The sequence below is a fragment of the Rhodococcus baikonurensis genome (genome assembly GCF_040489275.1).
Taxonomy (GTDB): Bacteria; Actinomycetota; Actinomycetes; order Mycobacteriales; family Mycobacteriaceae; genus Rhodococcus_F; species Rhodococcus_F baikonurensis.
The window spans coordinates 220,541-242,104 of the sequence record NZ_JBEUOQ010000004.1 but is presented as its reverse complement, the minus strand read 5'-3'; the positions used below and the strand labels follow the sequence as shown (position 1 = coordinate 242,104).

The 21,564-nt window shown below is 62.6% G+C and carries 19 protein-coding genes, 1 tRNA gene and 1 riboswitch; of the genes, 10 read left to right on the top strand and 10 right to left on the bottom strand.

The window, feature by feature from the left end; genetic code table 11:
• Positions 1-43: 43 nt before the first annotated feature.
• Positions 44-1,471 (bottom strand): threonine/serine exporter family protein, encoded by a 1,428-nt coding sequence (locus tag ABWI03_RS11945; protein ID WP_007734361.1) that lies wholly within the window; start codon positions 1,469-1,471, stop codon positions 44-46.
• A gap of 122 nt (positions 1,472-1,593) precedes the next feature.
• On the opposite strand from ABWI03_RS11945, the gene ABWI03_RS11940 reads away from it, so the two are divergent.
• Positions 1,594-1,668, top strand: a tRNA-Thr gene (locus tag ABWI03_RS11940).
• A gap of 70 nt (positions 1,669-1,738) precedes the next feature.
• Here the strand turns inward: ABWI03_RS11940 and ABWI03_RS11935 are convergent.
• The 5 genes from ABWI03_RS11935 to ABWI03_RS11915 all read right to left on the bottom strand — a co-directional run bounded on the left by ABWI03_RS11935 (position 1,739) and on the right by ABWI03_RS11915 (position 6,113).
• Positions 1,739-2,536, bottom strand: a complete 798-nt coding sequence (locus ABWI03_RS11935; RefSeq protein ID WP_095971456.1) for a GAF and ANTAR domain-containing protein — start codon at positions 2,534-2,536, stop codon at positions 1,739-1,741.
• Positions 2,537-3,014: 478 nt separating this feature from the next.
• Positions 3,015-3,830 (bottom strand): ABC transporter, encoded by an 816-nt coding sequence (locus ABWI03_RS11930; protein ID WP_095971455.1) that lies wholly within the window; start codon positions 3,828-3,830, stop codon positions 3,015-3,017.
• A gap of 47 nt (positions 3,831-3,877) precedes the next feature.
• Entirely contained in the window at positions 3,878-4,192 is a 315-nt protein-coding gene (locus ABWI03_RS11925) for a DMT family transporter (protein WP_095971489.1), read from the bottom strand.
• Between the two features lie 14 nt (positions 4,193-4,206).
• Positions 4,207-4,269, bottom strand: a riboswitch (guanidine-III (ykkC-III) riboswitch).
• A 46-nt stretch (positions 4,270-4,315) separates the two neighbouring features.
• Positions 4,316-5,545, bottom strand: a complete 1,230-nt coding sequence (locus ABWI03_RS11920; protein WP_298779312.1) for a hypothetical protein — start codon at positions 5,543-5,545, stop codon at positions 4,316-4,318.
• A gap of 31 nt (positions 5,546-5,576) precedes the next feature.
• The gene (locus ABWI03_RS11915) at positions 5,577-6,113 is read right to left on the bottom strand and encodes a hypothetical protein (protein ID WP_283376603.1); all 537 of its coding nucleotides are present in this window, start codon (positions 6,111-6,113) and stop codon (positions 5,577-5,579) included.
• 129 nt (positions 6,114-6,242) lie between these two features.
• On the opposite strand from ABWI03_RS11915, the gene ABWI03_RS11910 reads away from it, so the two are divergent.
• Positions 6,243-6,959, top strand: coding sequence for a response regulator transcription factor (locus tag ABWI03_RS11910; RefSeq protein ID WP_007734368.1), 717 nt, complete (start codon positions 6,243-6,245; stop codon positions 6,957-6,959).
• A complete protein-coding gene (locus ABWI03_RS11905; RefSeq protein ID WP_283376604.1) occupies positions 6,956-8,407 on the top strand; it encodes a sensor histidine kinase in 1,452 nt (483 codons plus the stop codon). Before ABWI03_RS11910 ends, ABWI03_RS11905 begins: the two co-directional genes overlap by 4 nt.
• Before the next feature lie 23 nt (positions 8,408-8,430).
• Here ABWI03_RS11905 and ABWI03_RS11900 read toward each other — a convergent pair whose 3' ends face one another.
• Positions 8,431-9,741: an alanine racemase gene (locus ABWI03_RS11900; RefSeq protein ID WP_283376605.1), complete on the bottom strand. Its 1,311-nt coding sequence runs from the start codon at positions 9,739-9,741 to the stop codon at positions 8,431-8,433.
• Positions 9,742-9,788: 47 nt separating this feature from the next.
• Positions 9,789-11,264, bottom strand: a complete 1,476-nt coding sequence (locus tag ABWI03_RS11895; RefSeq protein ID WP_124568805.1) for an amidohydrolase family protein — start codon at positions 11,262-11,264, stop codon at positions 9,789-9,791.
• Between the two features lie 204 nt (positions 11,265-11,468).
• Here ABWI03_RS11895 and ABWI03_RS11890 point away from each other — a divergent pair, with 204 nt between their 5' ends.
• The 7 genes from ABWI03_RS11890 to ABWI03_RS11860 all read left to right on the top strand — a co-directional run bounded on the left by ABWI03_RS11890 (position 11,469) and on the right by ABWI03_RS11860 (position 19,628).
• Positions 11,469-12,314 carry a M55 family metallopeptidase gene (locus ABWI03_RS11890; protein WP_050655401.1) on the top strand — a complete coding sequence of 282 codons (846 nt, stop codon included), beginning with the start codon at positions 11,469-11,471 and terminating at the stop codon, positions 12,312-12,314.
• Between the two features lie 207 nt (positions 12,315-12,521).
• Positions 12,522-13,799, top strand: coding sequence for an MFS transporter (locus ABWI03_RS11885; protein WP_235171349.1), 1,278 nt, complete (start codon positions 12,522-12,524; stop codon positions 13,797-13,799).
• A 14-nt stretch (positions 13,800-13,813) separates the two neighbouring features.
• Positions 13,814-14,671 carry a tryptophan 2,3-dioxygenase gene (locus tag ABWI03_RS11880; RefSeq protein ID WP_124568804.1) on the top strand — a complete coding sequence of 286 codons (858 nt, stop codon included), beginning with the start codon at positions 13,814-13,816 and terminating at the stop codon, positions 14,669-14,671.
• 142 nt (positions 14,672-14,813) lie between these two features.
• Positions 14,814-15,908: a M20 family metallopeptidase gene (locus tag ABWI03_RS11875; RefSeq protein WP_298779319.1), complete on the top strand. Its 1,095-nt coding sequence runs from the start codon at positions 14,814-14,816 to the stop codon at positions 15,906-15,908.
• A 68-nt stretch (positions 15,909-15,976) separates the two neighbouring features.
• Complete coding sequence (locus tag ABWI03_RS11870) at positions 15,977-16,849, top strand: GNAT family N-acetyltransferase (protein WP_234036676.1); 873 nt, start codon at positions 15,977-15,979, stop codon at positions 16,847-16,849.
• Positions 16,846-17,961, top strand: a complete 1,116-nt coding sequence (menC, locus tag ABWI03_RS11865; RefSeq protein WP_298779322.1) for an o-succinylbenzoate synthase — start codon at positions 16,846-16,848, stop codon at positions 17,959-17,961. The genes ABWI03_RS11870 and menC overlap by 4 nt, the downstream gene beginning before the upstream one ends.
• Positions 17,962-18,008: 47 nt before the next feature.
• The gene (locus ABWI03_RS11860; protein ID WP_095971487.1) at positions 18,009-19,628 is read left to right on the top strand and encodes a PucR family transcriptional regulator; all 1,620 of its coding nucleotides are present in this window, start codon (positions 18,009-18,011) and stop codon (positions 19,626-19,628) included.
• Positions 19,629-19,719: 91 nt separating this feature from the next.
• On the opposite strand, the gene ABWI03_RS11855 is transcribed toward ABWI03_RS11860, so the two are convergent.
• Together ABWI03_RS11855 and ABWI03_RS11850 are read right to left on the bottom strand one after the other, a co-directional pair.
• Positions 19,720-20,613, bottom strand: a complete 894-nt coding sequence (locus tag ABWI03_RS11855) for a serine hydrolase (protein WP_124568800.1) — start codon at positions 20,611-20,613, stop codon at positions 19,720-19,722.
• 155 nt (positions 20,614-20,768) lie between these two features.
• A complete protein-coding gene (locus ABWI03_RS11850) occupies positions 20,769-21,404 on the bottom strand; it encodes a ScbR family autoregulator-binding transcription factor (RefSeq protein ID WP_166811533.1) in 636 nt (211 codons plus the stop codon).
• Between the last annotated feature and the right edge of the window lie 160 nt (positions 21,405-21,564).

Here is a 21,564-nt window from a genome sequence, read left to right as displayed (position 1 = left end):
GCTGGGCACCGTCAGGTGCCCAGCTCTTTCTGCTCGTATCTCTCTACTTCTCGGTGACGGGAACCCTGCGCCTGCGCTTGCGGACCATCGGCCGGCGTAGCGAGTCGACGCGCATCAGGATTCGGGGACGACGCAGCGTGCGCGCTCCCCATTCGCCGAGCGTCACGCCCGCGGCCAGGGCGCAGCCGATACCGAAGGCCGACAGCAAGGCAGTCAGGCCGATCAGTACCTGGTCGTTGAGCAATGCGTACAGGCCTCGATACAGCGACAGACCGGGGAGCAGGGGAGTGATGCCGGCGACCGCGACAACCAGCGGAGGCGTCAGGGCGCGGCGTGCCATCAGACCACCGGCAAGACCGACCACGGTTGCGGCGATCGCGGCGGCGATCACAGGGCCGACGTCGAGTGTCTGCACGAAGATCGACACACCACTGCCGGCCGCGCCGCCCAGGAACGCCGCGGTCAGTGCACGGCGCTCGGCATAGCAGGCAAGCGCGTAGAAGACTGAAGCACACGCACCGGAGAGCATGAGGATCGGCAACTGGGTGATGGTGGAGACTTCCACGTTGATCGGCGGAAGCGTCGAACCCAGCATTCCGGTCATCCGCAACGAGATCGCGACGCCTGCGATGATGCCGCCCGTCATCATCACCACTTCGAAGAATCGCGCGACAGCCGTGATCGGCGCACCCATGATCGCGTCCTGGACCGAGCCCACCAACGACAGCCCGGACAGCAGGACGACCACTCCGGCCGCGATCACCAACGACGGCCGGATACTGATCCCCAGTTGGTCTTGAAAGGTATAGAGCGTCGCTGCGGGCGCAGCCGCGATGAGACCACCGACAACCTGCTGGAAGAAGAACGGCAACCCGAAACGGTTCAGTACGCGGTTGACGCGGTCGATCACCATCGTCGTCAGAAACGCGACTGTGGCAACGAGAAACCCGCCGCCGAGCAGGACGGAGACCGAAGCCGCCATCGCAGCCCAGGCCATGGTCGCGGTCCATCGGTTGTACGGGTGGGGCGCTGTCGTGATGGCTGTGAGCGCGTCGTGCGCTTGGTCCGGGGTGATCGCCTCACGACGGATACGACGCGTCAGTCGGTCGACAGCCGCCAAACGTGTGAAGTCCATCGAGCGGTAGTGGACGATGCGCATCGTGCTCGCCGGCGGTCGCGTCGGGCCGCGATAGGCGGAGAGCACAATCGAGTTGTAGGTGACGTCGACGTCACACTGGGCAAGGCCGTAGGTAGCGGCGATGAACTGCACCTGCTCCGCCGTGTCCATAGCCGCGGTCCCGGATGCGAGGAGGACTTCGCCGACCCGAACCGCCAGGTCCAGGACTTCTGCGACGACGGCGTCGTCGGTGAGGTCGATCGGTTGAAGCGGTGCGGGAGCCGACGTGACCGTGTCGACGGTGGCTTGGCGGTTACCCGTCAGGCGTGTGAGTACTTCGGTGAATTTCGCCATCAGGGGGCGGAGTGGGAGTTGCGCATGGGGCCCACGCTATCTAACGTGACCCGGGCGCGGCCACCGTGACGGCTTGGATATGATGGCTCCGCAAAGTCAGTCGCGGGAACGCGTCGGTCTTCGCCTCCTTAGCTCAGTGGTAGAGCACTCGCCTTGTAAGCGAAAGGTCGTCGGTTCAATCCCGACAGGAGGCTCCATCGAAGAGGGCACCCACCGAGAATTTGGTGGGTGCCTCTGTGTTTGCCGGCCCGGTTCAGCAGGCCCGGATCAGTTGGTCTCAGGCTTGTTCGTAGCCTGACGCGGGTCGATCGCGCCGTCGATATACTGCTGGGCGATCACTCGCAGTTTGACGTTGCTGCGCTGCGAGTCCTGGATGAGGATGCGGAAGGCTCGGTCGGCGTCGACGCGATGAGTGCCCATGATGATGCCCTTGGCCTGTTCGATGACGCCTCTCGATTCGAGTGCTCGCTCGAGGTCCATCGCGTGCTTTCTGGCGATGTCGAGGCGCTGCGAGCTGTGCAGTGCGTAGGCCGAGGTCACGGCGAACAGTTGAAGCAGTGCGACGTCGGCTCCGGTGAAACCTCGGAGGTCGTGGCTGTAGAGATTGAGGGTCCCCAGCGGGCGATCTCTACCGGGCAACGGCATCGACAAGAAACTGACGGCGCCGACTGCCTTTGCCGCGCTTGCGAATTGAGGCCACCGGCTGTGAGCTTCGCTGGCATGTGCGCGGACAACCGTTCCTGTGCGTGAGGACGTCACACTCGGTCCGTAGTCCAGTCGGAATTGAATCGAGTCGACGGTGCGAACAAGTTGGTGGGTGGCGGCTACGGTTCGGAACGTCGAATCCGAACCGCCGATGGTAATTCCGGCCATGTCCGCGTCGGCGATGAGGTCGACGGCGTGTTTGCAGACCTGTTCGAGGAACTGCTCTGCCTGAGCGTGTGGATCGAGGTGCGCATAGAGCGATTGCAAGGCGTCCGAGGCGGCGTCCAGGCTGTCCTGCGACGCGGAATTTCGGCCCCCGGTGGGGCCGCGGTGTTCCCTGGCAATGCGCGGCGCCGTCATTGTTTCAACCACCCTTCCCCATCACGTCGCAGGCATGTCCGATTCGTCTTATTGTTGCACCGGACTAACTGTTGTGCACTCTGTTTGGGTGGACAAGTGTCTGATGAGACGGACGGTTATGCGGAGTGGGCTCCGTATGCCCAATCGTGATGTTTGATTCGGCCGTTAGCGGGTAGTGCGCCGATCTTGGAATTATGTTGTCCTGCAACAGTTAACGTGAAAACTGCGATCGGGGTACAAGTTTTCTCCGCAATGGCGCGCAGGTCGCGAACTTGGCCTATTGTCAGCGCCAGCGCACAATCTTGTACGCGTAACCCGTAGACAGTGAAGGGGATACGACGATGAACGGACTGATCGCGGCTCTGAACAGCGGAATGACAGTTGGCTTGGCCAACACGATCCTGACTTTCGGCGGAATCATCATCAATCTCAATATCGTGATCAACAACTGACCGCGTAATCGGCGAGTAACCCTTCGTTATGCCGACTCGATCGGAAGGTCCGGCCCTGGGCGCTCGCTCTTGCTCTTGAGCCACCGATTGGGAAGTTTGCCGGCCAGTTCTCCGAGTGGACCGACTGCAGCACTGAGGATTCCGACGGTTTCTTGAAGTACCTCGATGCTTGCGCTCATTCGCTCGAGGTTGGGGGCGAGGGAAGTCAAGGTGTCGGACAGTGCAACGATCTGGTCAAGCGGGCCGCCTTCGGCGATGAGCCGCTCGAAGGCGCCGTTCTCTGCCAGGAGTGTTTCGAGGATGCCGTTCTCGGCCAGTGCGCGATCGATGACGCCGTCCTTTGCCGTCAGGCGTTCGACGGCACCGTCCTGTGCCGTCAGGCGTTCCAGCGGACCGTCCTCGGCCATCATTCGATCGAGTAATCCGTCCGGGGCGAGTAGCCGCTCCAAAGCGCCGTTCTCGGCGAGCACTCGATCCAACGGGCCGCCCGGGGCCAGAAGTCTTTCGAGTGGTCCGCCGGGAGCGAGTAGTCGTTCGAGAGTGCCGTCGGGTGCGGTCAGTTTGTCGACCGGACCGCCGGGTGAGAGAAGTCGATCGAGCGGCCCACCGGGAGCCAAGGCCTGCCCGATGGGCCGATCGTCTGCAGTAAGCGATGACAACTGCTGGATCATCTGCATGGGTCCGCGGGGGCTTGCCAGGCCGGCAGCACCCGCTGTCACGGCGCCGGTGTTACCGACGGCGATACGAACTGTCGTGACCGTCAGTTCCGCGATTCCCAAACTGATCTCTGCGGCTGCAATGCCCGCGCGTAGGGGAAGCGTGAGCATCTCCAGCAGTTTCATGCGTTAACTGTAACCGGTAACACACAAACACTCACCAGGATCGCCGGTCAGTGAAGGACCTTCAGACCGACGACACAACCGACGATGCCCAGGATCAGCAGTATCTTGACGACCGACGTGGACTCCGCGCCGGTGACCATCGCATATCCGACGGTGAGGGCAGCGCCGATGCCCACCCAGACCGCGTACGCAGTCCCGATGGGAAGGGTGCGCATTGCGTAGGCCAGACCAGCCATACTGACGATCAGGCCGAGGACGAAGACGACGGTGGGTGACATCTTGCTGAATCCGTCGGACTTACCGAGTGCGGTAGCCCAGACAGCTTCGAAAAGTCCGGAAATGACGAGCACGATCCATGCCATGGTGAACAACTCCCAAGGCACCGTCTTTTCGCTGGCCGGGTACGGTGCGCTCGTCCGGATGTCGTCGTTGACCAACCAACCATAGCAACAGAATTCTGCGTTCCGACCCGATCAGCTGGCGATTTAGGTCACCACCGCCGTTCGAACTCTCTTCAGATGGATGGTCGTCATGGCCACCACGATCGTCGCCGTCGCGGCGAGAACGGCCAGTGGAATCGACGTGTTCACCGTGGCAGGGCCGTGTTCGGCGAACGGACCGTTCGACCACCCGAATTCCTGCGCGGCCGGGTCCAAGAAGGTCGCTGAAACCGAGAACAACGTAAGAGCGAAGGGCAGTACGGCCCCGCTCGAAACTGCTCCGACCGCAACAGGCACGCATGACGCGACGGCCAGTCCCAGCGCAAGCGGGAGGACGAGGATGTGGGCAACCATGGTCGGGGCGGCACCCAGCAGTCCCGAGAGTGTGGTCACGGCAAGTAGTCCCAGCCCGAGTTGGGGCATCGGCCTTTTCCAGCCGACGACGACGCCCAGCGCCAGGGCAGCAGCGCTCGCGGGTATCGCCCAAGTCCAGTCGGACGAAAAGCGGATCGTGCCGACCGAAACCGCGCTGACTGCCAGTCCGACGAGTATGAAACGACCGTCGAGTGGGGGCAACTGCCAAGCCAGTGCGACGGTTGCGGCAACCGCGATCCCCACTGCAGTCAACCAGAACCCATGTGATGTCGACGGCGAGCCCAACCACACATAGAGAGCCGAGAATGCCAGAGGCAGAACAACTCCCAGCGTCACCAGGCGTGTGTCGACGTCGTCCGGTGCCTGCTCTGAGCGTGCGACTGAAGCGACCCCGCCCACGAGAAGAGTTGCAGCGAGCAGAATCCAGACGGGAACCGTGGACGGCACGGGATAGGTATCACCTGGAAGTGTGAGTGACCATCGCGCGACGCGATCGCGCCACAAGTCCGCGGCGCCGAAGTACAGGGTCGTCGTGATCACCCCGAGTGCGAGAGCGATTTGTGCTCCGCGGTGCCCCTTCGCCGGAAATGCCGCCGCCGCGAGGAAAGCGCCGGCCCCGACTGCATTCAGAGTCACCGACATTTGGGCGGAGATCGAAACGAAGGTCGGTAGCGCGATGGCGAGGGCGCCGGCCGCAGCGAAGACACTCGCGAATCCGCCACGTCCCCAGCGATGCAGTAGCGCAACGCCGACCGCGGCAACTACCGCGGCGGTTGCTCCCGCCCACTGCGGCGTGATCACCACCGAGGTAACGCCGTCGTCGGAGAACGAGAAGTCGTCCACTCGCGACTCGGCCACTGCGTATGCGGCCACCACGCCGCCGACCAACGCAGACGCCACCGGACCATAGAGCTGAGCGATTTGAACTGAGCTAGGTTGCTGCATAGTTGGTCGCATTTTTGCACAACTCTCCGATGCGACCGACCGTCACGTCACCGTGCGGATCCATCCACACCGGTTCCCCGTCTCGACGTCGAGGAACAAGCAGATGGCGCCCTCGGCTCGGCCACTGGACGAAGTCGTAGCCGGCCAATTTGGTCTGAACGATATCGGCGACCCACACCGCAGCGTCCGCGAATGCAGTGTCCATCGATATTGCGTCGTCCATCGGCATTGCGTCGTCCATCGGCATTGCGTCGAAGTGGCTGAATCCGCCGATGTCGCGTGCGCCTTGCCAGCCGATCGTGACGTTGTAGTCGCTGTTGATCGAAAATTCCCAGATCAGACGATCGACAACCACTTCAGGCCCGAATCGCAGACAACGCAGATCTTGGGCAACAGCAGCAAGGGCTTGTGCCCAAGACTCCGGTGGCGCGAAGCCGGGATCCTCGCCGGGATCGGTGTTGTTGGTGAACAGAGGAATGCGCCAGGTCAAGCAGTCTCTGTTCCACAGTGGAGGCAGTGACATGCCGCGTCCTTCCGGTTCGTGGGCCCTGCGCCCCAGCTTTTCACCTGCACTCAGCTTTTCACCTGCACTCGGCCGTTCACAGGAAGCTCCCAGGGAACATACAGCGGGATTCCAGTGCCAAGGGAGAAGATGGTTCTCGTGACCGACAAGACCCCTGAAGCCCGCATCCTCGTCGTAGACGACGAACCCACCATCGTGGAGTTGCTCTCCGTGAGCCTCCGGTTCCAGGGTTTCGAGGTGGCAACTGCTTCGAGCGGCGCCCAAGGCCTGGACGTCGCACGTACTTTCCGTCCCGACGCGATTGTTCTCGACGTCATGATGCCCGGGATGGACGGCTTCGGTCTGCTTCGACGCCTCCGCGCCGACGGCGTGGACGCGCCGGTCCTGTTTCTGACGGCGAAGGATTCGCTTGACGACAAGATCAGTGGTCTGACCCTCGGCGCGGACGACTACGTCACCAAGCCGTTCAGCCTCGAAGAGGTCGTGACGAGGTTGCGGGTCATCCTGCGCCGTGCCGGTCGCGGTGTCGCGCCGGAGCAGTCGCCGCGCGTGAAGTTCGCCGACATCGAACTCGACGACGACACCCGTGAGGTCTGGAAGAAGGGCGAACTGGTCGCACTCTCACCCACCGAGTTCACACTGCTTCGTTACTTCATGGTCAACGCCGGGACGGTCCTCAGCAAGCCGCGGATTCTCGACCACGTCTGGAACTACGACTTCGGCGGGGAGGTCGGAGTTGTCGAGTCCTACGTGTCCTACCTGCGTCGCAAGGTGGATACGGGGGAGACACCGCTGATTCACACATTGCGTGGGGTCGGCTACGTGATGCGTGAACCGCGGCAATGATCGCCGCCGCGGAAAACGATCAGCTTCCGAAGCGGGGTCGTTTCCGTCTCCATTCACTGCCGCTGCGCTTCACACTGGTTGCAGCTTTGCTGGTGTTGGCCGCGCTGGGTTTGTTGGCGTCGGGCGTGGCGGTCACTTCTGCTCTCGAGAATTCGCTGACCCAGCGGACCGACAAAACGCTGTACGAGGCGGTCGACGGTTGGGCGAAGCCGCACACCAGAGATCTACAGCCGCCCAGTGACGTCGGCCCGGGCACCCGCCCACCCAGCCCCTTCTTCGTCCGGACAGTGACCCCGGACGGACGGGTGATCATTCTGAACGACAGGTCGACGACCACGGAACCCGACCTGTCGAAAGATTCCACCAACGGCCCGATCACCGTCGGATCGAGTGACGGTTCGGACGTGAACTGGCGAGTTCTCACGACGGTCCGCGACGGCACGACCACGACTATCGGTGTGCGACTGACGGATAACGAGCAGACCGTCGACGACTTGGTCGGTCTGCAACTCGGCATCGGCCTGGTTGTCCTGCTGATCCTGGGCGGCGGAGCGTATTTCGTGGTTCGTCGGAGCCTTCGTCCGCTGGTCGAGGTGGAGGAAACTGCCGCTGCCATTGCCGCCGGCGACCTTCATCGCCGCGTTCCGGAGCGTGACGACCGCACCGAGGTCGGCCGACTGTCCGTGGCGCTCAACGGAATGCTCGCGCAGATTCAACACGCATTTGCGGCGACCGAGGCTTCGGAGGAATCAGCACGGCGTTCCGAGGAGAAGATGCGTAGATTTGTCGGCGACGCGAGCCACGAGTTGCGCACACCCTTGACGACTATTCGTGGATTCGCCGAGTTGTATCGCCAAGGGGCCATGACCGATACGGAAACGCTGATGAACCGGATCGAGGGCGAGGCGTCGAGGATGGGACTTCTGGTCGAGGATCTGCTCATGTTGGCCAGGCTCGACGAACAGCGACCGCTCGAGAACAAGCCGGTGGATCTGCTTGCAGTTGCGGCTGATTCGGTGCAGGCGGCGCGTGCGATTGCACCGGATCGAACTGTCAAACTTCAGATGACCGGCGGCCCAGGGCTGCCCGAGGTGCACGGTGACGAGGCCAGACTGCGTCAGGTCGTCGCCAATCTGGTGGGCAACGCGATCAAACACACGCCGCCCGATGCGCAGGTCACCGTTCGTGTCGGTACGACCGAGAACTCCGCGGTGGTCGAAGTTTCGGATACCGGTCAGGGTTTGAGTGACGAGGATGCCGCGCGTATCTTCGAGCGTTTCTATCGCGCGGACACCTCTCGCACCCGCGAGACCGGGGGCGCCGGTCTCGGCCTGTCCATCGTCTCGGCTTTGGTTGCAGCGCACGACGGAACCGTCGGCGTCGAGACGGCCCTCGGGCTGGGAACGACGTTCCGCGTCGAATTGCCGCGTGACCCGAAGGACGACTGACGAGGACTTAAGGGAGCTGTTTCTCAGAAGTAGGTGTGCACCGTGCCGACGACGCGGTATTCCGAGTCGACCTCGGGAATCAGTGACCACTTGTCGAAAGTGGTGCACGGATGCGAGATTCCGCAACCGAGCAGATCGCCGACGGTCACGTCGAAGTCAGCCGGAACGTCGACGTACGCGTGCTGGTCGTTGAGCGCGGTGATGGTCAGTTCTCGCGCCGAGCGGTTGGATCCGTCGCGTCGGTGCCACAGGACGATGGGAAAGCCTGCGTCGGAACCGACATCGCGACGCCCGAAACCCAGGATCGCGCGGCCGGGTTCCGGAATCGACAGCACGACACCCCAGACTTCTGCGGCTCCCTGCAGAGTTCGCGGACCGTCCGCCCACGGCGAAGTCTCGGCATAGAGACCGTGATCATGGGTGATGTAACAACCACTGCGCAGTACGACGCGTACGCCGTTGTCGAGTGCCCACCGCCCGGCCAGTTCGCGCACCACTAGATCGTGAAATGCACTGCCGCCGAAAGTGACCAGCGGCCGGGGAGCCTTCGCGGAGTTGTTCTCGAACAGGTTCTCGGCCACACAGATTTCCGTGAACACCCGCGCGGATTTGAGATACGAATCGACGGAGATACGGCGGGCGGCTACCGAGGCTCCTGGCATCATGCCCTCGAACCCCTCGACTCCGGTGAGAATCAACGAAGGAGCCTGCGACGCTGCGCGTGCAACATCGAGTGCCTGCTCGACCGTGCGAGCGCCGGCGCGCCCGCTGTCGTAGCCCAACTCGACGAGAACCCGGATACGGCTGGCCGGTGAGACTTTCGCGATCAACTGTTCCATCAACCGGACGCTCTCGACGGAGTCGACGAGGGTGGTGACGAAGAAATCGGGATCGGTGGCCTGGGCGTCGCAGATCCACCGAATGCCGGCGGGATCGAGAACCTGGCTGGCGATGACGATGGTGTCCACACCGAACTCACGCAGGATGCGTGCCTGCGCAACGGTTGCCGCCGTCATAGCCCATGCCCCGGCGTCGAGTTGCCGACGAACCAGTTCGGGGCTCATCGTGGTCTTCGCGTGGGGCGCCAGGTCCACATCGTGATCGGAGCAGAACTGCGCCATGAGGTCGATGTTGTGCGCGATCGCTGCACGGTTGAGTGTCATCACCGGCAGCAGGAGGTTGCCGTCGAGTGCCGAGATCCCCAGCGGCTCGAGGTCTGAACCGTCGCGACCTTCGAGGTCGGTGCCGAAGGCCTTGTGCTGCCAACCGATCGGGGGGTTCGCGAAATCCGTCATGGCATCGATTGTGCCGTTGATTGCAGACGATGTGTTCATGTGTGGTGACTTTCTGTCAGAACTATGCAGGTCAGAACGTGATTCGGCTACGAGCGGCGTACCGGGCGACCGGGCAGCGCGTCCTCGACCACGACACCGCCTTCGACGACGGGTACTCCGCCGACCAGCACGCGGCTGATTCCGCTGGAGGGACGGGTGCCGTCGATGTAGGTGGCGTTGTCGGTGATCCGCTCGGGATCGAAAACGAGGATGTCGGCGTCGCTACCGGGGCTGATCCGACCTTTCGTCGCCATCGAGGGAACCGACTCCTCGAGGATCTGCGCGGGGATCAACGAGCAGCGCGCGATGATCTCCGACAACGACAGCAGTTGACGCTCGCGATACAGCGTACGAATCGCGCGTGCGTAGGTGCCGGCGCCGCGGGGATGACCGAGTGCTTTTTCGGGCAATGGCCACTGCAAAGCATCGGCGGGTGTACGGCCGGGCCAGGTCAGTGGCATCGCGTCGCTCGCGATGGCGGCGCGGTCGAAAGTCATCGCCCGTTCGAGGAATTCGCGCTGCACGGTGTCGTTTTCGTCGAGGAACTCCACCAGTACCAGCCCACCGGGGTCGGTGGCCCGAAGGTGTTCGAGCTGTTTGCGGTCCGCGATACGTTCACCGGTGGGCACGAATGTCAGCGACCGTGGTGTCAGATTCATCAGGTGCAGCTTGTCCGGATCGAGAAACGCAGCTCCGACGGCCGTCGACCCGGAACCGTACGGATACGCCTCCGTCGTGACGCGTGATCCGGCTGCTTGGACCTGCGCCACCACCGACAGCGCGTGGTCGACGTGCATCCCCGAGGTGCTGTTGACGTGGCAGTAGTGCATGTGTGCACCGGTTTCGGCTGCTGCACGGGCGATTTCGACGGCGCCGTCCACCGGGCTCGACGGATCGGCCGAGATGAGCGGGCGCGCATGGGTGTAGGTGGGGACACCGGCTCGGGCCGCGAGATCCGCCACCTGCAAGTACTCCACCGGATCGGATTTCGGGGCGTACCCGACGACGACGCCGATGCCGAGAGCGCCTGCGGCCAGATCGTTTTCGAGGAGTTCGAGAATGTGTGCACGCTGGGAGGCGGTGGGCTCGCCCTGCCAGCTCGGGGAACCGAGATGGTGCAGGAGAGTCCTGATGTCGCCGTCGGGATCGGCTCCCGAGAGCTCGATCATTCGGGCGTGCGCCCACGACGTCGCGTAGCCGTAGTTGATCGGGCGTCCCTCGGCACCGGCTCGCGCATATGCTTTCGCGACGGGAATGACGCCGGCCTCCAGTTCGAGGGCCGTCGTGACTCCGTCCAACGCTTGAAGTCGCTGCTCGGCGATTTCCTGCCCGTGGCTGTGCAGGTCGATGAATCCGGGGCAGATCACCTGACCGGTCACGTCGATCGTCTGCCGGGCTTCGATCGCGTCGTGACCCCACGCGGAGACCTTGCCGCCGGTGATCGCGATACCCCGAACCTCGTCGGTCCCCGATGCGGGATCGACGACGCGGCCGCCGGTGAACACGATGTCGTGGACCTGCATCAGCGCTGCACTCCTGTCGTTGGTCGAACCGCCTGGCCCGGCGAATGTCCCGATGGTTTCACGGCTCGGGTAGCGGAATCTGGTGTGAACGTCCCAAATGGAGGCCGACTCACCGTTCGACCGGACAAGAAACGAATGCAGCCGAGTGTGAAGGTGAAAGCGAAGTTATCAATTCGGCCGATTGAGATCGATGGAGGACAGGAAATGCACGTCTATATTTCGGTGGACATGGAGGGTATCGCGGGTATCGCGACGCTCGATCAGACGATCCGTGGCGGTGGCGGCTACCACCGTGCGCAGATGCTCATGACCGCCGAGACCAACGCTGCGATCGCGGGTGCGTTCGACGCCGGTGCGACGAGCGTCCTGGTCAACGACAGCCACGGAACGATGGACAACCTGCTTCACGCAGACCTGGATCCGCGGGCGCGTCTGATCTTCGGAACACCGAAGATGCAGTGCATGGCGGAGGGGCTGACGTCCGATCACGACGTCGCACTGTTTGTCGGCTACCACGCACCTGCCGGCGGCCCCGGCGTTCTGGCGCACACGTTCTCGAGCTTGTTCGCCGACGTCCGCCTCGACGGTAAGTCCGTCTCCGAGACCGACGTCAACACCCTCTATGCCGCCACGCAGGGCGTTCCCGTCGGGTTGGTGACGGGTGACGACATCATCTGTGGCCTGGTGGATGCGGCCTCGCCGACAACCGAGACCGTCGAGGTCAAGAAGGCGCACGGATGGTCGGCAACCAATTCGCTGCCGCCTTCGCTGGCGTGCGAGCAGATCCGAGCAGGCGCCGAGCGTGCAGTGCGCAAGGCCGACACACTGAAGCCGGTCGAGCTGCGTGACGAATGGACCCTCGAGATCGTTCACCCCACCACGACGGGAGCCGAACTCGCCGAGGCTGTTCCCGGCTCGCGACGGATTTCGGACCGCACGATTTCGCACACGCTCGGTAGCGTAGACGACATTCTCGGTCTGATCACTGTCAATGCTCGGCTTGCAGCCGCAGGTGTCTCGACGATTATCGCAGTCGCCAATCGCACGTAATGAAGTAGCGACTCTATCGCGAAATGCCGCCGACGCCGTGTGCGTCGGCGGCATTTGTCATCTCCTGGGGCAGAACATGTTCCGAACAACCAAACGTTGCTTCGGGTATTGGTGAAACGGACCAATGCGGTAGACGTGTTCGCTGTCACACTTCATCAGTCTTTCAATGTTCCAGTCCATGCGGCACAAGACAATTCGGGAGGCTTGATGAAGGCGGAACGCGTCACAGTGGAAGAATCATCGCGGGTCGACGGTTCGGTTCGAAACATGATGGACAACAAGTCGATTCGTCGCACGACCACCGTTACGGTGGGGCTGCTCAGTACTATCTGGTTGATCGACATGGTGGATCGCGTCATGATCGGGCTTGCGCTTCCGATGATCGGCGACGAATTCTCGCTCAGCAGTACGCAGTTGGGTGGCGTGGTCTCGGTCTTCGCGATCTTCTACATGCTCGGGCAGGTTCCCGGCGGAATGTTGGCCGACCGCTTCGGACCCAGGCCGCTGTTGATCGTTGCTTTGATCCTGTGGTCGGTGTTCACAGCATTGACAGGGTTCGCGTGGGGGCTCATCTCGTTGATGGTCATGCGTGCGATGTTCGGCATCAGCCAGGGGCTCTTTCCGGCGGCGTCGTTCAAGGCTTTGGCTGAGCGGACGCGTCCGAAAACCAGAGCGACCGCGATGGGTTTCATGCTCGGCGCCAACAACCTCGGCCCCGGCATCGCACCGCTGATCATCGCGCCGGTCCTCATGGCCGTGGGGTGGCGTGACGCGTTCTGGCTGGTGGCGATCGTCGGCGCCGTGATCGGCACGGTGGTGTGGTTGGTGCTGCCGGCGCCGTTGGACACCGAAATCTCGGAAGATCCGGAGGCTGCGCTGCAACCCCTGGCGAGTGAGCATTCTCGCGCCGCGGTGTTCAAGTCCGCGTCGGTGTGGAAGTTCGCGATTCTGTTCTGTCTGGCCAACATGTCCGCGTACGGGCTGATGACCTGGGTGCCGAGTTATCTGCTCAACGACAAGGGACTCTCGCTGATCGACACGGGAATCTTTGCCGCGATCCCCTTCATCGTCACGGCGCTGGCCACGATTGTGGGCGGGCGGTTGGTGGACAAGTACTTCCACGACCGGGCTCGGATTCTTCTGGTTCCGTGTATGGCCACGTCGGCCGTCCTGTTGTTCCTGATGACGACTGCTGACACCGTCGCGATGTTCACGTTCTACGAGACCTTGGCTCTCGGCATCAGCGGTCTGTGCTCGATGTCGATCTTCGCGATGCCGTTGCGGGCGCTTCCCTCCGAATTCCTCGGTTCCGGAATGGGTTTGATCAACGGGTGTGGTCAGTTCGCCGGTTTCATCACTCCGCTCGTGATGGGATGGATGGTGGACCAGTTCTCGTACATGGCTGCATTCGGAGTCCTGGTCGGAGCGACGAGCGCTGCCGCATTGGTGGCCATGATCGTTCCGCAGACCCCGGCGAAATTCTGAGAAGGAGACCGAAGATGTCGGCAACTGACGGCACACGAAAGATCGAAGACGACGTCGTCACCGATTTTTCCGAGAAGATGAGTTACGGGGCCTACCTCGGACTCGACACCCTTCTGGATTCGCAGCACCCGGTGAGCGAGCCCGAACACCATGACGAACTTCTGTTCATCATTCAGCACCAGACCAGCGAGTTGTGGCTCAAGCTGTTTCTCCACGAGATACGGGCGGCCAGAGCGGCGATCGTTGCCGACGACATCCGCGTCGCATTCAAGCGGATCGCACGCGTCAAACACATCCAGGCCACTCTCACCGAACAGTGGTCCGTGCTGGCGACACTGACACCGGCGGAGTATGCGGAGTTCAGGGGCGTTCTCGGCAACTCCTCGGGATTCCAGTCGTACCAGTACCGCGCCGTGGAATTCGTGCTCGGAAACAAGAACGCGGGCATGCTGAAGGTGTTCGAATCGGATCCGTCCGCCCATCGATTGTTGGAGACCCTGCTCGGGGAGCCGACACTGTACGACGAGTTCTGGCGGTACTTGTCCAGGCAAGGTTACGACGTTCCGGCGTCGGCTCTCGAGCGAGATGTCAGCGCGCCCTACGTGCGAAACGACGAACTGATTCCGCTGGTCAAGGCAATCTACGAGAACGTCGAGCAGCACTGGACCGCGTACGAGGCGTTCGAGGAGTTGGTCGACCTCGAGGAGAGCTTTCAGCTGTGGCGGTTCCGGCACCTTCGGACCGTGCTGCGAGTGATCGGCATGAAGAAGGGGACCGGCGGTTCGAGTGGCGGTGCCGGGTTCTTGCAACGTGCGCTGGAGTTGAGCTTCTTCCCCGAGCTGTTTGCCGCCCGAACCGAGATCGGAACCTGACGCACCTGCTTGTTACACCCAGCTGTTCGTGACACACGACGAATCCGAGCCCGAAGGACAGGAGTCTTGGACAAGATCCGACAGGGTCGCTTCGACCAAGCTTGACTGCGAAGTTGCAAGTCGGTGACAGGAGAGCGTCGGAGTGGACAAGAAATCAATGGTGGCGGACCTGGCGGCGTTGGTAACCGCCGAGTCGCCCAGTTCCGATCTCGGCGCAGTCGATGCATGTGCGGACGTGGTGGCCGAAATCGGCGAACGTCATCTTGGAAGCGCTCCCGAACGTATCCGCATCGACGGTCGCCAGCACTTGCGCTGGTCGTTCGGCGCGGAGCCGAAGGTGATGCTTCTGGGCCATTTCGACACCGTCTGGCCGCTCGGAACGCTCGCGGAGTTGCCGTGGTCGGTCACCGACAACATCGCCACCGGACCCGGAGTCTTCGACATGAAGGCCGGCATCGTCCAGCTCTTCCATGCGTTGGCGTCTCTTCCGTCGCTGGACGGGGTGGTCGTGCTCCTCAATTCCGACGAGGAAATCGGCTCCCCGACCTCGCGCGCACTGATCGAGGACCAAGCACGTCAGGTCGACGCGGTGCTGGTCCTCGAAGCCGCGGCCGACGGCGCGGTGAAGACAGCGCGCAAGGGAATGTCGCTGTACTGCGTCGACATCGAAGGACGCGCAGCACACGCCGGACTGGAACCGGAGCGAGGCGTGAACGCTGTCGTGGAACTCGCACATCAGATTCAGGCCGTGGTGGAGCTCGCGGACCCGTCGGCGGGAACGTCGGTGGTGCCGTCCGTGATCAGTGGCGGTACCACCACCAATACCGTTGCAGCGCAAGCGAAACTGTGGTGTGACGTTCGCATGTGGTCGGCGAAGGAACAGGAACGCATCGATCGTTCGATCCGCGCACTGACGCCGGTGCTTGCCGAAGGTCGAATTTCGGTGTCCGGAGGACCCAACCGTGGGCCCTTGGAGTCCGTGTCGTCGGAGAAGCTGTACTTTCTCGCTCACCAGGTCAGCAGCGAGAACGGGCTGGGAATGCTTCGCGACTGCGCTGTGGGCGGCGCCTCGGACGGAAACTTCACTGCCGCAGTCGGAACTCCCACGTTGGACGGCCTCGGCGCCGTCGGCGGTGGTGCCCACGCAGCGACAGAACACGTAGAGATAGATCAGATGATCCCGCGCGCCACCTTGTTGGCCGGTCTGGTGACTCGAATCCTGGAGGGAGGACTGTGACGATGACGTCGCCGAACAATGTCCAACGCAAGACCGTTCAACCATTCGGAGGTGTATCGCCTTCACGGATGCGGCAAGCTATCAGCCAGGCCGAGCAGGCCGCTCTGCTTGCATGTGTGACTATCGAAACCGTCACCGGACATGCCGAGTTGGAACAGGTATTCGGTCTGTTCGAGAAGGTATGGCAGCCGGAGAGCGGTAACCCTCCCGTCCATCGGGACATGATGAAAGCGCTCGCGCACTCCGGTAACTACGTCGCCGGCGCTTTTCGTGGCGGAGATCTGATCGGCGGCTCGGTCGCATTCTTCGAGGAACCGCAACATCGTTCGTTGCATTCACACATCACGGGGATCCTCCCGAACGTGCAGAACGGGCACATCGGCCTCGCGTTGAAACTGTTCCAGCGAGCATGGGCACTGGAACGGGGAATTCTCCACGTGCGGTGGACTTTCGACCCGCTCGTCGCGCGCAATGCCTACTTCAACGTCTCGAAACTCGGTGCGTTCCCGATCCAGTATCTGCCGCGTTTCTACGCGCCGATGAACGACAGTCTCAACGGCGGCGCAGACAGCGACCGGTTGCTGATCGACTGGGAAATCGGTAGCAGCAAGGTTTCCGACGTCGTCGCCGGTTCGGGAGAGGTCCCGACTCCCGAGTCGTTGGGAGCCAGCGAACTGTTGTCCATCTCCGAAGCCGGCCTGCCCGTGTTGAAGTCGACGAAGAATCGTTTCGTCACGGTGGCTACACCGAATGACGTGTACGCACTACGTAAGTCGGATCCGGCGGCAGCGAACGACTGGCGTCTGGCAGTCCGCGAGACTCTCGGCGGTGTGCTCGCCGAGAACGGAGTGGTTCTCGCTGTCACCAGGACCGGAAAGTATGTCCTGGACCGTGCGCCGGGAACACAGGCAGGCAGGACAACAGCGGAGGTTACCTCGTGAAGATCGACGGAGTTGAATTACGCCGGGCAGCACTGCCGTTGAAGGCGCCGTTCCGGACCTCGTTCGGCACGGAGACCACCAAGGACGTGCTGTTCGTCAAGGTCGTCACCTCCGAGTCGGAGGGCTGGGGCGAGTGCGTAGCGATGTCCGAGCCTCGCTACTGCTCCGAATACACGGACGGCGCCGCCGAAGTACTTCGCAAGTTCCTGATCCCGTCTCTGGGCGAACTCACCGATCCCGACGTGCACGCACTGAGCGCCGCGATGGAACAGTTCGCCGGACACCCGATGGCCAAAGCGGCCTTGGAAACCGCTTTCCTCGACGCCGAGTTGCGCGCCTGCGGGACGAGCATGTCTTCGTACCTCGGCGCAGTAGTCGATCGCGTACCGGCCGGTGTCTCGGTGGGTATCAAGAACTCGATCGACGAACTGCTCGAGGAGGTAGGCGGCTTCCTCGACGCCGGATACCTTCGGATCAAACTGAAGATCGAACCGGGCTGGGACATCGAGCCGGTTCGCGCGGTCCGCGAGCAGTTCGGCGAAAACGTACTCCTCCAAGTCGACGCGAACACCGCGTACACCCTGGCTGACGCGCGCCATCTCCAGCGGCTCGACGACTTCGACCTCCTGCTGATCGAGCAGCCGCTTCCCGAAGAGGAACTACGCGGCCATGCCAGGCTGGCCGAGATGATGCGGACGCCGGTCTGCCTCGACGAGTCGATCACCTCCGCCAAGGTCACCGCCGACGCATTGGCCATCGGTGCGTGCAGCGTGGTGAACATCAAACCGGGACGTGTCGGCGGCTATCTCGAATCGCGCCGTATCCACGACGTCTGCAAGGCCAACGGAATTGCCGTGTGGTGCGGCGGAATGCTCGAGACCGGAATCGGTCGAGCCGCCAACATTGCTCTTGCCGCGCTCCCCGGATTTGTCCTACCAGGCGATACGTCGGCTTCCGACCGGTACTTCGCCGAAGACATCACCGAGCCGTTCGTTCTCGACAACGGTTACGTGAAGGTCCCGGAAGGACCGGGTATCGGCGTCGAACCGATCCCTGACCTGCTCGAAGCGATTACCACGTCGGTCGAATGGATCGGCATGGATCGGTTTTGACGAATCACTATGACACACTTCGTTCACAGGACGAAGGAGTGATAGACGTGGGCACCGTACGACCTCGCATCAGTTTGGTGCGGCTTCTCGAAGACGTGGGAACTACGGTGCTGAATCCGGTTGTCGGTGACCCGGAGGCGGTCGAGGAGATCGCTTCGGTGGTCATTCACGACCCCGACGACGACTCGCCCTCGACGCCCGACTCCATGGTGCTGCTGGTCGGCATCACCGGCGGTGAACGTATCGCGGAGTCCGTCGCAGGCCTGGCCGAGCGCGGAGTGCGAGTGGTGGTCGCGCGAGTGACCACCGAGGTCAGCGACGCAGACCGCGAATCCATCATGTCCTCGGGCGTCGTCGTGTTGACGTTGGCCCGCGGAGTCTCGTGGGTTCAGCTGACAAGTCTGCTTCATTCGGTGCTCTCGGCACGGAACGAAGTCGGGCACATCCATTCACGCGGGGGTGGTCCGGCGGGCGATCTGTTCGCCTTCGCCAACGCCGTCAGTGCGCTGCTGGACGCGCCGATCACGATCGAGGACCGAAGCTCGCGGGTCATCGCCTTCTCAGGCCGCCAGGAAGAAGGCGACGGTCCACGTATCGCGACCGTCTTGGAGCGGCAAGTTCCTGACCAGTACATTCGGGTGCTCGAAGAAGCAGGGGTTTTCGACCGGCTCTATCGCAGCGACGATCCGGTGTGGGTCTCGGCCGAGACCCTCGGTACGAAAATGGGTCGTATCGCCGTGTCCATCCGGGCCGGCGACGAGTTCCTCGGCTCCATGTGGGTGGCAACCGGTGAGCCGATGTCCGAGGACCGGATGCGAGCCTTGCGCGATTCGGCAGGGTTGATCGCGCTGCAGATGTTGCGTTTGCGCGGCGGCGCGGACGCCGAACGTCGACTGCGCGCAGACCTGATCGCAACCCTTCTCGACGGTGGGACCGGTGCGGTCGACGCGATGAACCGCCTCGGTCTCGGAACCGGCCCGGCACTCGTAATGGCTTTGGGCCGAAGGTCTTTCGAAGGTTCGTCGAAACCCGATGACGCCGCCCACGTGGTGCGACTGACCGACGCTCTGGCCATGCACCTCGGCGCCGTCCACTCACAGTCGGCGGCTGCCTTGGTCAACGGGACCGGCTACGCAGTGCTGTCCGTTCGCGGGCATTCCCCGGCCGAAGCCGAACTGCAGGCGTTCCGTGTGGCTTCGGATTTTCTGGACCGTACCGGAGCGTCCGGCGACACGATCATCGGAATCGGTCGGGTCGTGACCAGGCCGGCACAGTTGAGCCGATCGAAGCGTGACGCCGAACATGCCCTCGAAGTGTTGTTGGCGGGACGAGCGTCGGGCAGCGTCGCCACTTTCAGCAGCGTCCACGTCGACGCCATTCTGCTGGAGATTGCGTCGGAAGCCGCAGCCGAAGGCTTTTCGGACCTGGGGCCCATCGAGGCGATCGCCAGCCACGATGCTGCTCATGCGACCTCGTTCGTCGACACTCTCGATGCGTGGCTCAATGCCTTCGGCGATGTCGGTGACGCTGCAGCGTCATTGCACGTGCACCCCAATACCTTTCGGTATCGGCTCAGTAAGCTCAAGGGTATGGCCGCGTTGGATCTCGACGATCCCAACGTCCGGTTCCGCTTGATGGTGCACCTTCGTCTGCGCGGTCCGCGCTAGCTCGAAAGCCGAAAAGTGCGGGTCGTGCTGATTTCTCAGCGCGACCCGCACTTTTGTCAGCGGGTACTGCTCAGCTGTCAGCGGGTACTGCTCAGCTGTTGCGGAGTGCTTCGACGGCGATGCGGCCGACGGTTCCGATCGAGGCGTCGATCTTCGGGGCGCGATGCGTGAGTTCGTGGGACTTGGTGAAGACGCCGACGGCGTAACGCTTGCCGTCGGGGTACGCCACGACACCGGCTTCGTTTCGTACCAATCCCAGCGTTCCGGTCTTGGCGGCGACGGTGACCTCGTCGGGGAACCCGGACGAAAGTCGGTGTGGCCAGACCTGCTTACTCATGATCGTTCGGACTTCTTCACAGGCTGAGGCGGGCCCTGCTTCGTCCTTCCAGATTGCAGCCAGCAACATTGTGATCTCACGAGGAGTGCTGGAGTTGGAGCGAGCCGGATCCATGACGGAAATTGTCCGGAGAATTTCGATCGGGGGCATTTCCAGCAAGGTGCCCTTGTCGACGCCGAGGTCGTCGTAGACCGATTTGAACAGACCGCGGCAGTCACGAACCAAGTTGGTCTTCTCCAAACCGAGCCCACGCAGCGTCGCGACGATGTTGTCGAGTCCGAGACGCTCGTACAGGAAATCGGTGGCGGCGTTGTCGCTGAAGCTCATCATGAGCAGAGCGAGATCTCGCCAACTGGCCGTGACGTCGTCGGCGCAACCGCCGATACCGATGCCACCGGAGCGGAACTCGGCGGTCACGGTGGCGTGCTCGGTCGGATCAAGGGTGCCGGCCGCAACTTCGCGGGCGTACTGCAGTACGACAGGAATCTTGAAAACGGAGGCGAGGATGACACCCTCGTCAGCGCCGTAGCCGAACTCTTCGCCCGAATCGATGTCGCGTGCGTGGACGAACGCATCGGTCTTCGCTTCGGCCAGTACAGCAGCGATCTCCTGCTGCGCGCTCTCAACGTACGTGGCGGTTTCGGTCATTCGAGAAGCCCTTTCGTCGGTATCCGTCTATCTGGGTTATTCGTGGATCTGACGATAGTGAGTCGACGACGGGGGGTCTTGTACGAATCGACGAAGGTTGGCGCGCGGTTCGGTGCCGATACGCCGAATCAATCGATTGTCAGGGTGTTCCGGGGTCAGGACGCATAGGTTTCGAGGCGGCATCCGACCAGGTCGGCGACCTCGGTGCGGCGCTTGTCCGAGACCACACCAGCCAAGAGCAACGAGAACAACTCGTCGATACGATCGTTCAAATCGCTTCGTCGGGTGAGTACGTTCGATACCAGCTGAACGCCGGTGAACGCCGAGATCACCACGCGACCCACCGATTCCGGCTCCACGTCTTCGCGGATATCGCCTTCGAGCTTCGCGGTCTCGGCCAGTTTTCGAAGGTCGCGGATCCACGCGAGGTACGGGCCTTGCGAACCGTCGACGGAGGCCAATTCGAGGTTAAGCCGGACTCCCGCACGAACAATCGAGTCCGCGACGAGTTGGCGGCCCATCTCGTGGCACACCATGACGAGCTGTTCGAGTGCCGGTGCGCCCGTGGCGGCTACCGCGGAGAAAGCCGAGATCGAGATCTGGTGTTGCTCTTCCATGACGGCTTGGGCCAATTCGTCTTTGGACGAGAAGTGAAAATAGACCGCACCCTTGGTCATCCGTGCCGCGGACACGATGTCGTTCATGCTCGTGCTGCCGTACCCCGTGACTTCGAACCGATCAGCAGCGCCTTGAAGAATCTGTCGGCGACTGATCTTGGCACGTTCCTGCATTGCTCCCTTGTCCTCCGACTGTTAACACGTGAACTAGTTTTAGGGCCCTAGGTCCCGGACCGGCGCCCCACGGTAGCAGCGAAACTCGTGCTCGCGCGACAGCGCGAAACGGACTGTTCGGTGTGCAATCGCAGGTCACGGTCGGTAGGAGCGTCAAATG

Bases quoted from the DNA above. Each gene is read 5' to 3' on its own strand.
- ABWI03_RS11900 (WP_283376605.1), bottom strand. From the start codon at position 9,741: ATGAACACATCGTCTGCAATCAACGGCACAATCGATGCCATGACGGAT.
- ABWI03_RS11870 (WP_234036676.1), top strand. From the start codon at position 15,977: ATGCGGCAAGCTATCAGCCAGGCCGAGCAGGCCGCTCTGCTTGCATGT.
- ABWI03_RS11880 (WP_124568804.1), top strand. From the start codon at position 13,814: ATGTCGGCAACTGACGGCACACGAAAGATCGAAGACGACGTCGTCACC.
- ABWI03_RS11930 (WP_095971455.1), bottom strand. From the start codon at position 3,830: ATGAAACTGCTGGAGATGCTCACGCTTCCCCTACGCGCGGGCATTGCA.
- ABWI03_RS11905 (WP_283376604.1), top strand. From the start codon at position 6,956: ATGATCGCCGCCGCGGAAAACGATCAGCTTCCGAAGCGGGGTCGTTTC.
- ABWI03_RS11855 (WP_124568800.1), bottom strand. From the start codon at position 20,613: ATGACCGAAACCGCCACGTACGTTGAGAGCGCGCAGCAGGAGATCGCT.
- ABWI03_RS11850 (WP_166811533.1), bottom strand. From the start codon at position 21,404: ATGCAGGAACGTGCCAAGATCAGTCGCCGACAGATTCTTCAAGGCGCT.
- ABWI03_RS11925 (WP_095971489.1), bottom strand. From the start codon at position 4,192: ATGGCATGGATCGTGCTCGTCATTTCCGGACTTTTCGAAGCTGTCTGG.
- ABWI03_RS11935 (WP_095971456.1), bottom strand. From the start codon at position 2,536: ATGACGGCGCCGCGCATTGCCAGGGAACACCGCGGCCCCACCGGGGGC.
- ABWI03_RS11895 (WP_124568805.1), bottom strand. From the start codon at position 11,264: ATGCAGGTCCACGACATCGTGTTCACCGGCGGCCGCGTCGTCGATCCC.
- ABWI03_RS11885 (WP_235171349.1), top strand. From the start codon at position 12,522: ATGAAGGCGGAACGCGTCACAGTGGAAGAATCATCGCGGGTCGACGGT.
- ABWI03_RS11890 (WP_050655401.1), top strand. From the start codon at position 11,469: ATGCACGTCTATATTTCGGTGGACATGGAGGGTATCGCGGGTATCGCG.
- ABWI03_RS11945 (WP_007734361.1), bottom strand. From the start codon at position 1,471: ATGGCGAAATTCACCGAAGTACTCACACGCCTGACGGGTAACCGCCAA.
- ABWI03_RS11910 (WP_007734368.1), top strand. From the start codon at position 6,243: ATGGTTCTCGTGACCGACAAGACCCCTGAAGCCCGCATCCTCGTCGTA.
- ABWI03_RS11915 (WP_283376603.1), bottom strand. From the start codon at position 6,113: ATGTCACTGCCTCCACTGTGGAACAGAGACTGCTTGACCTGGCGCATT.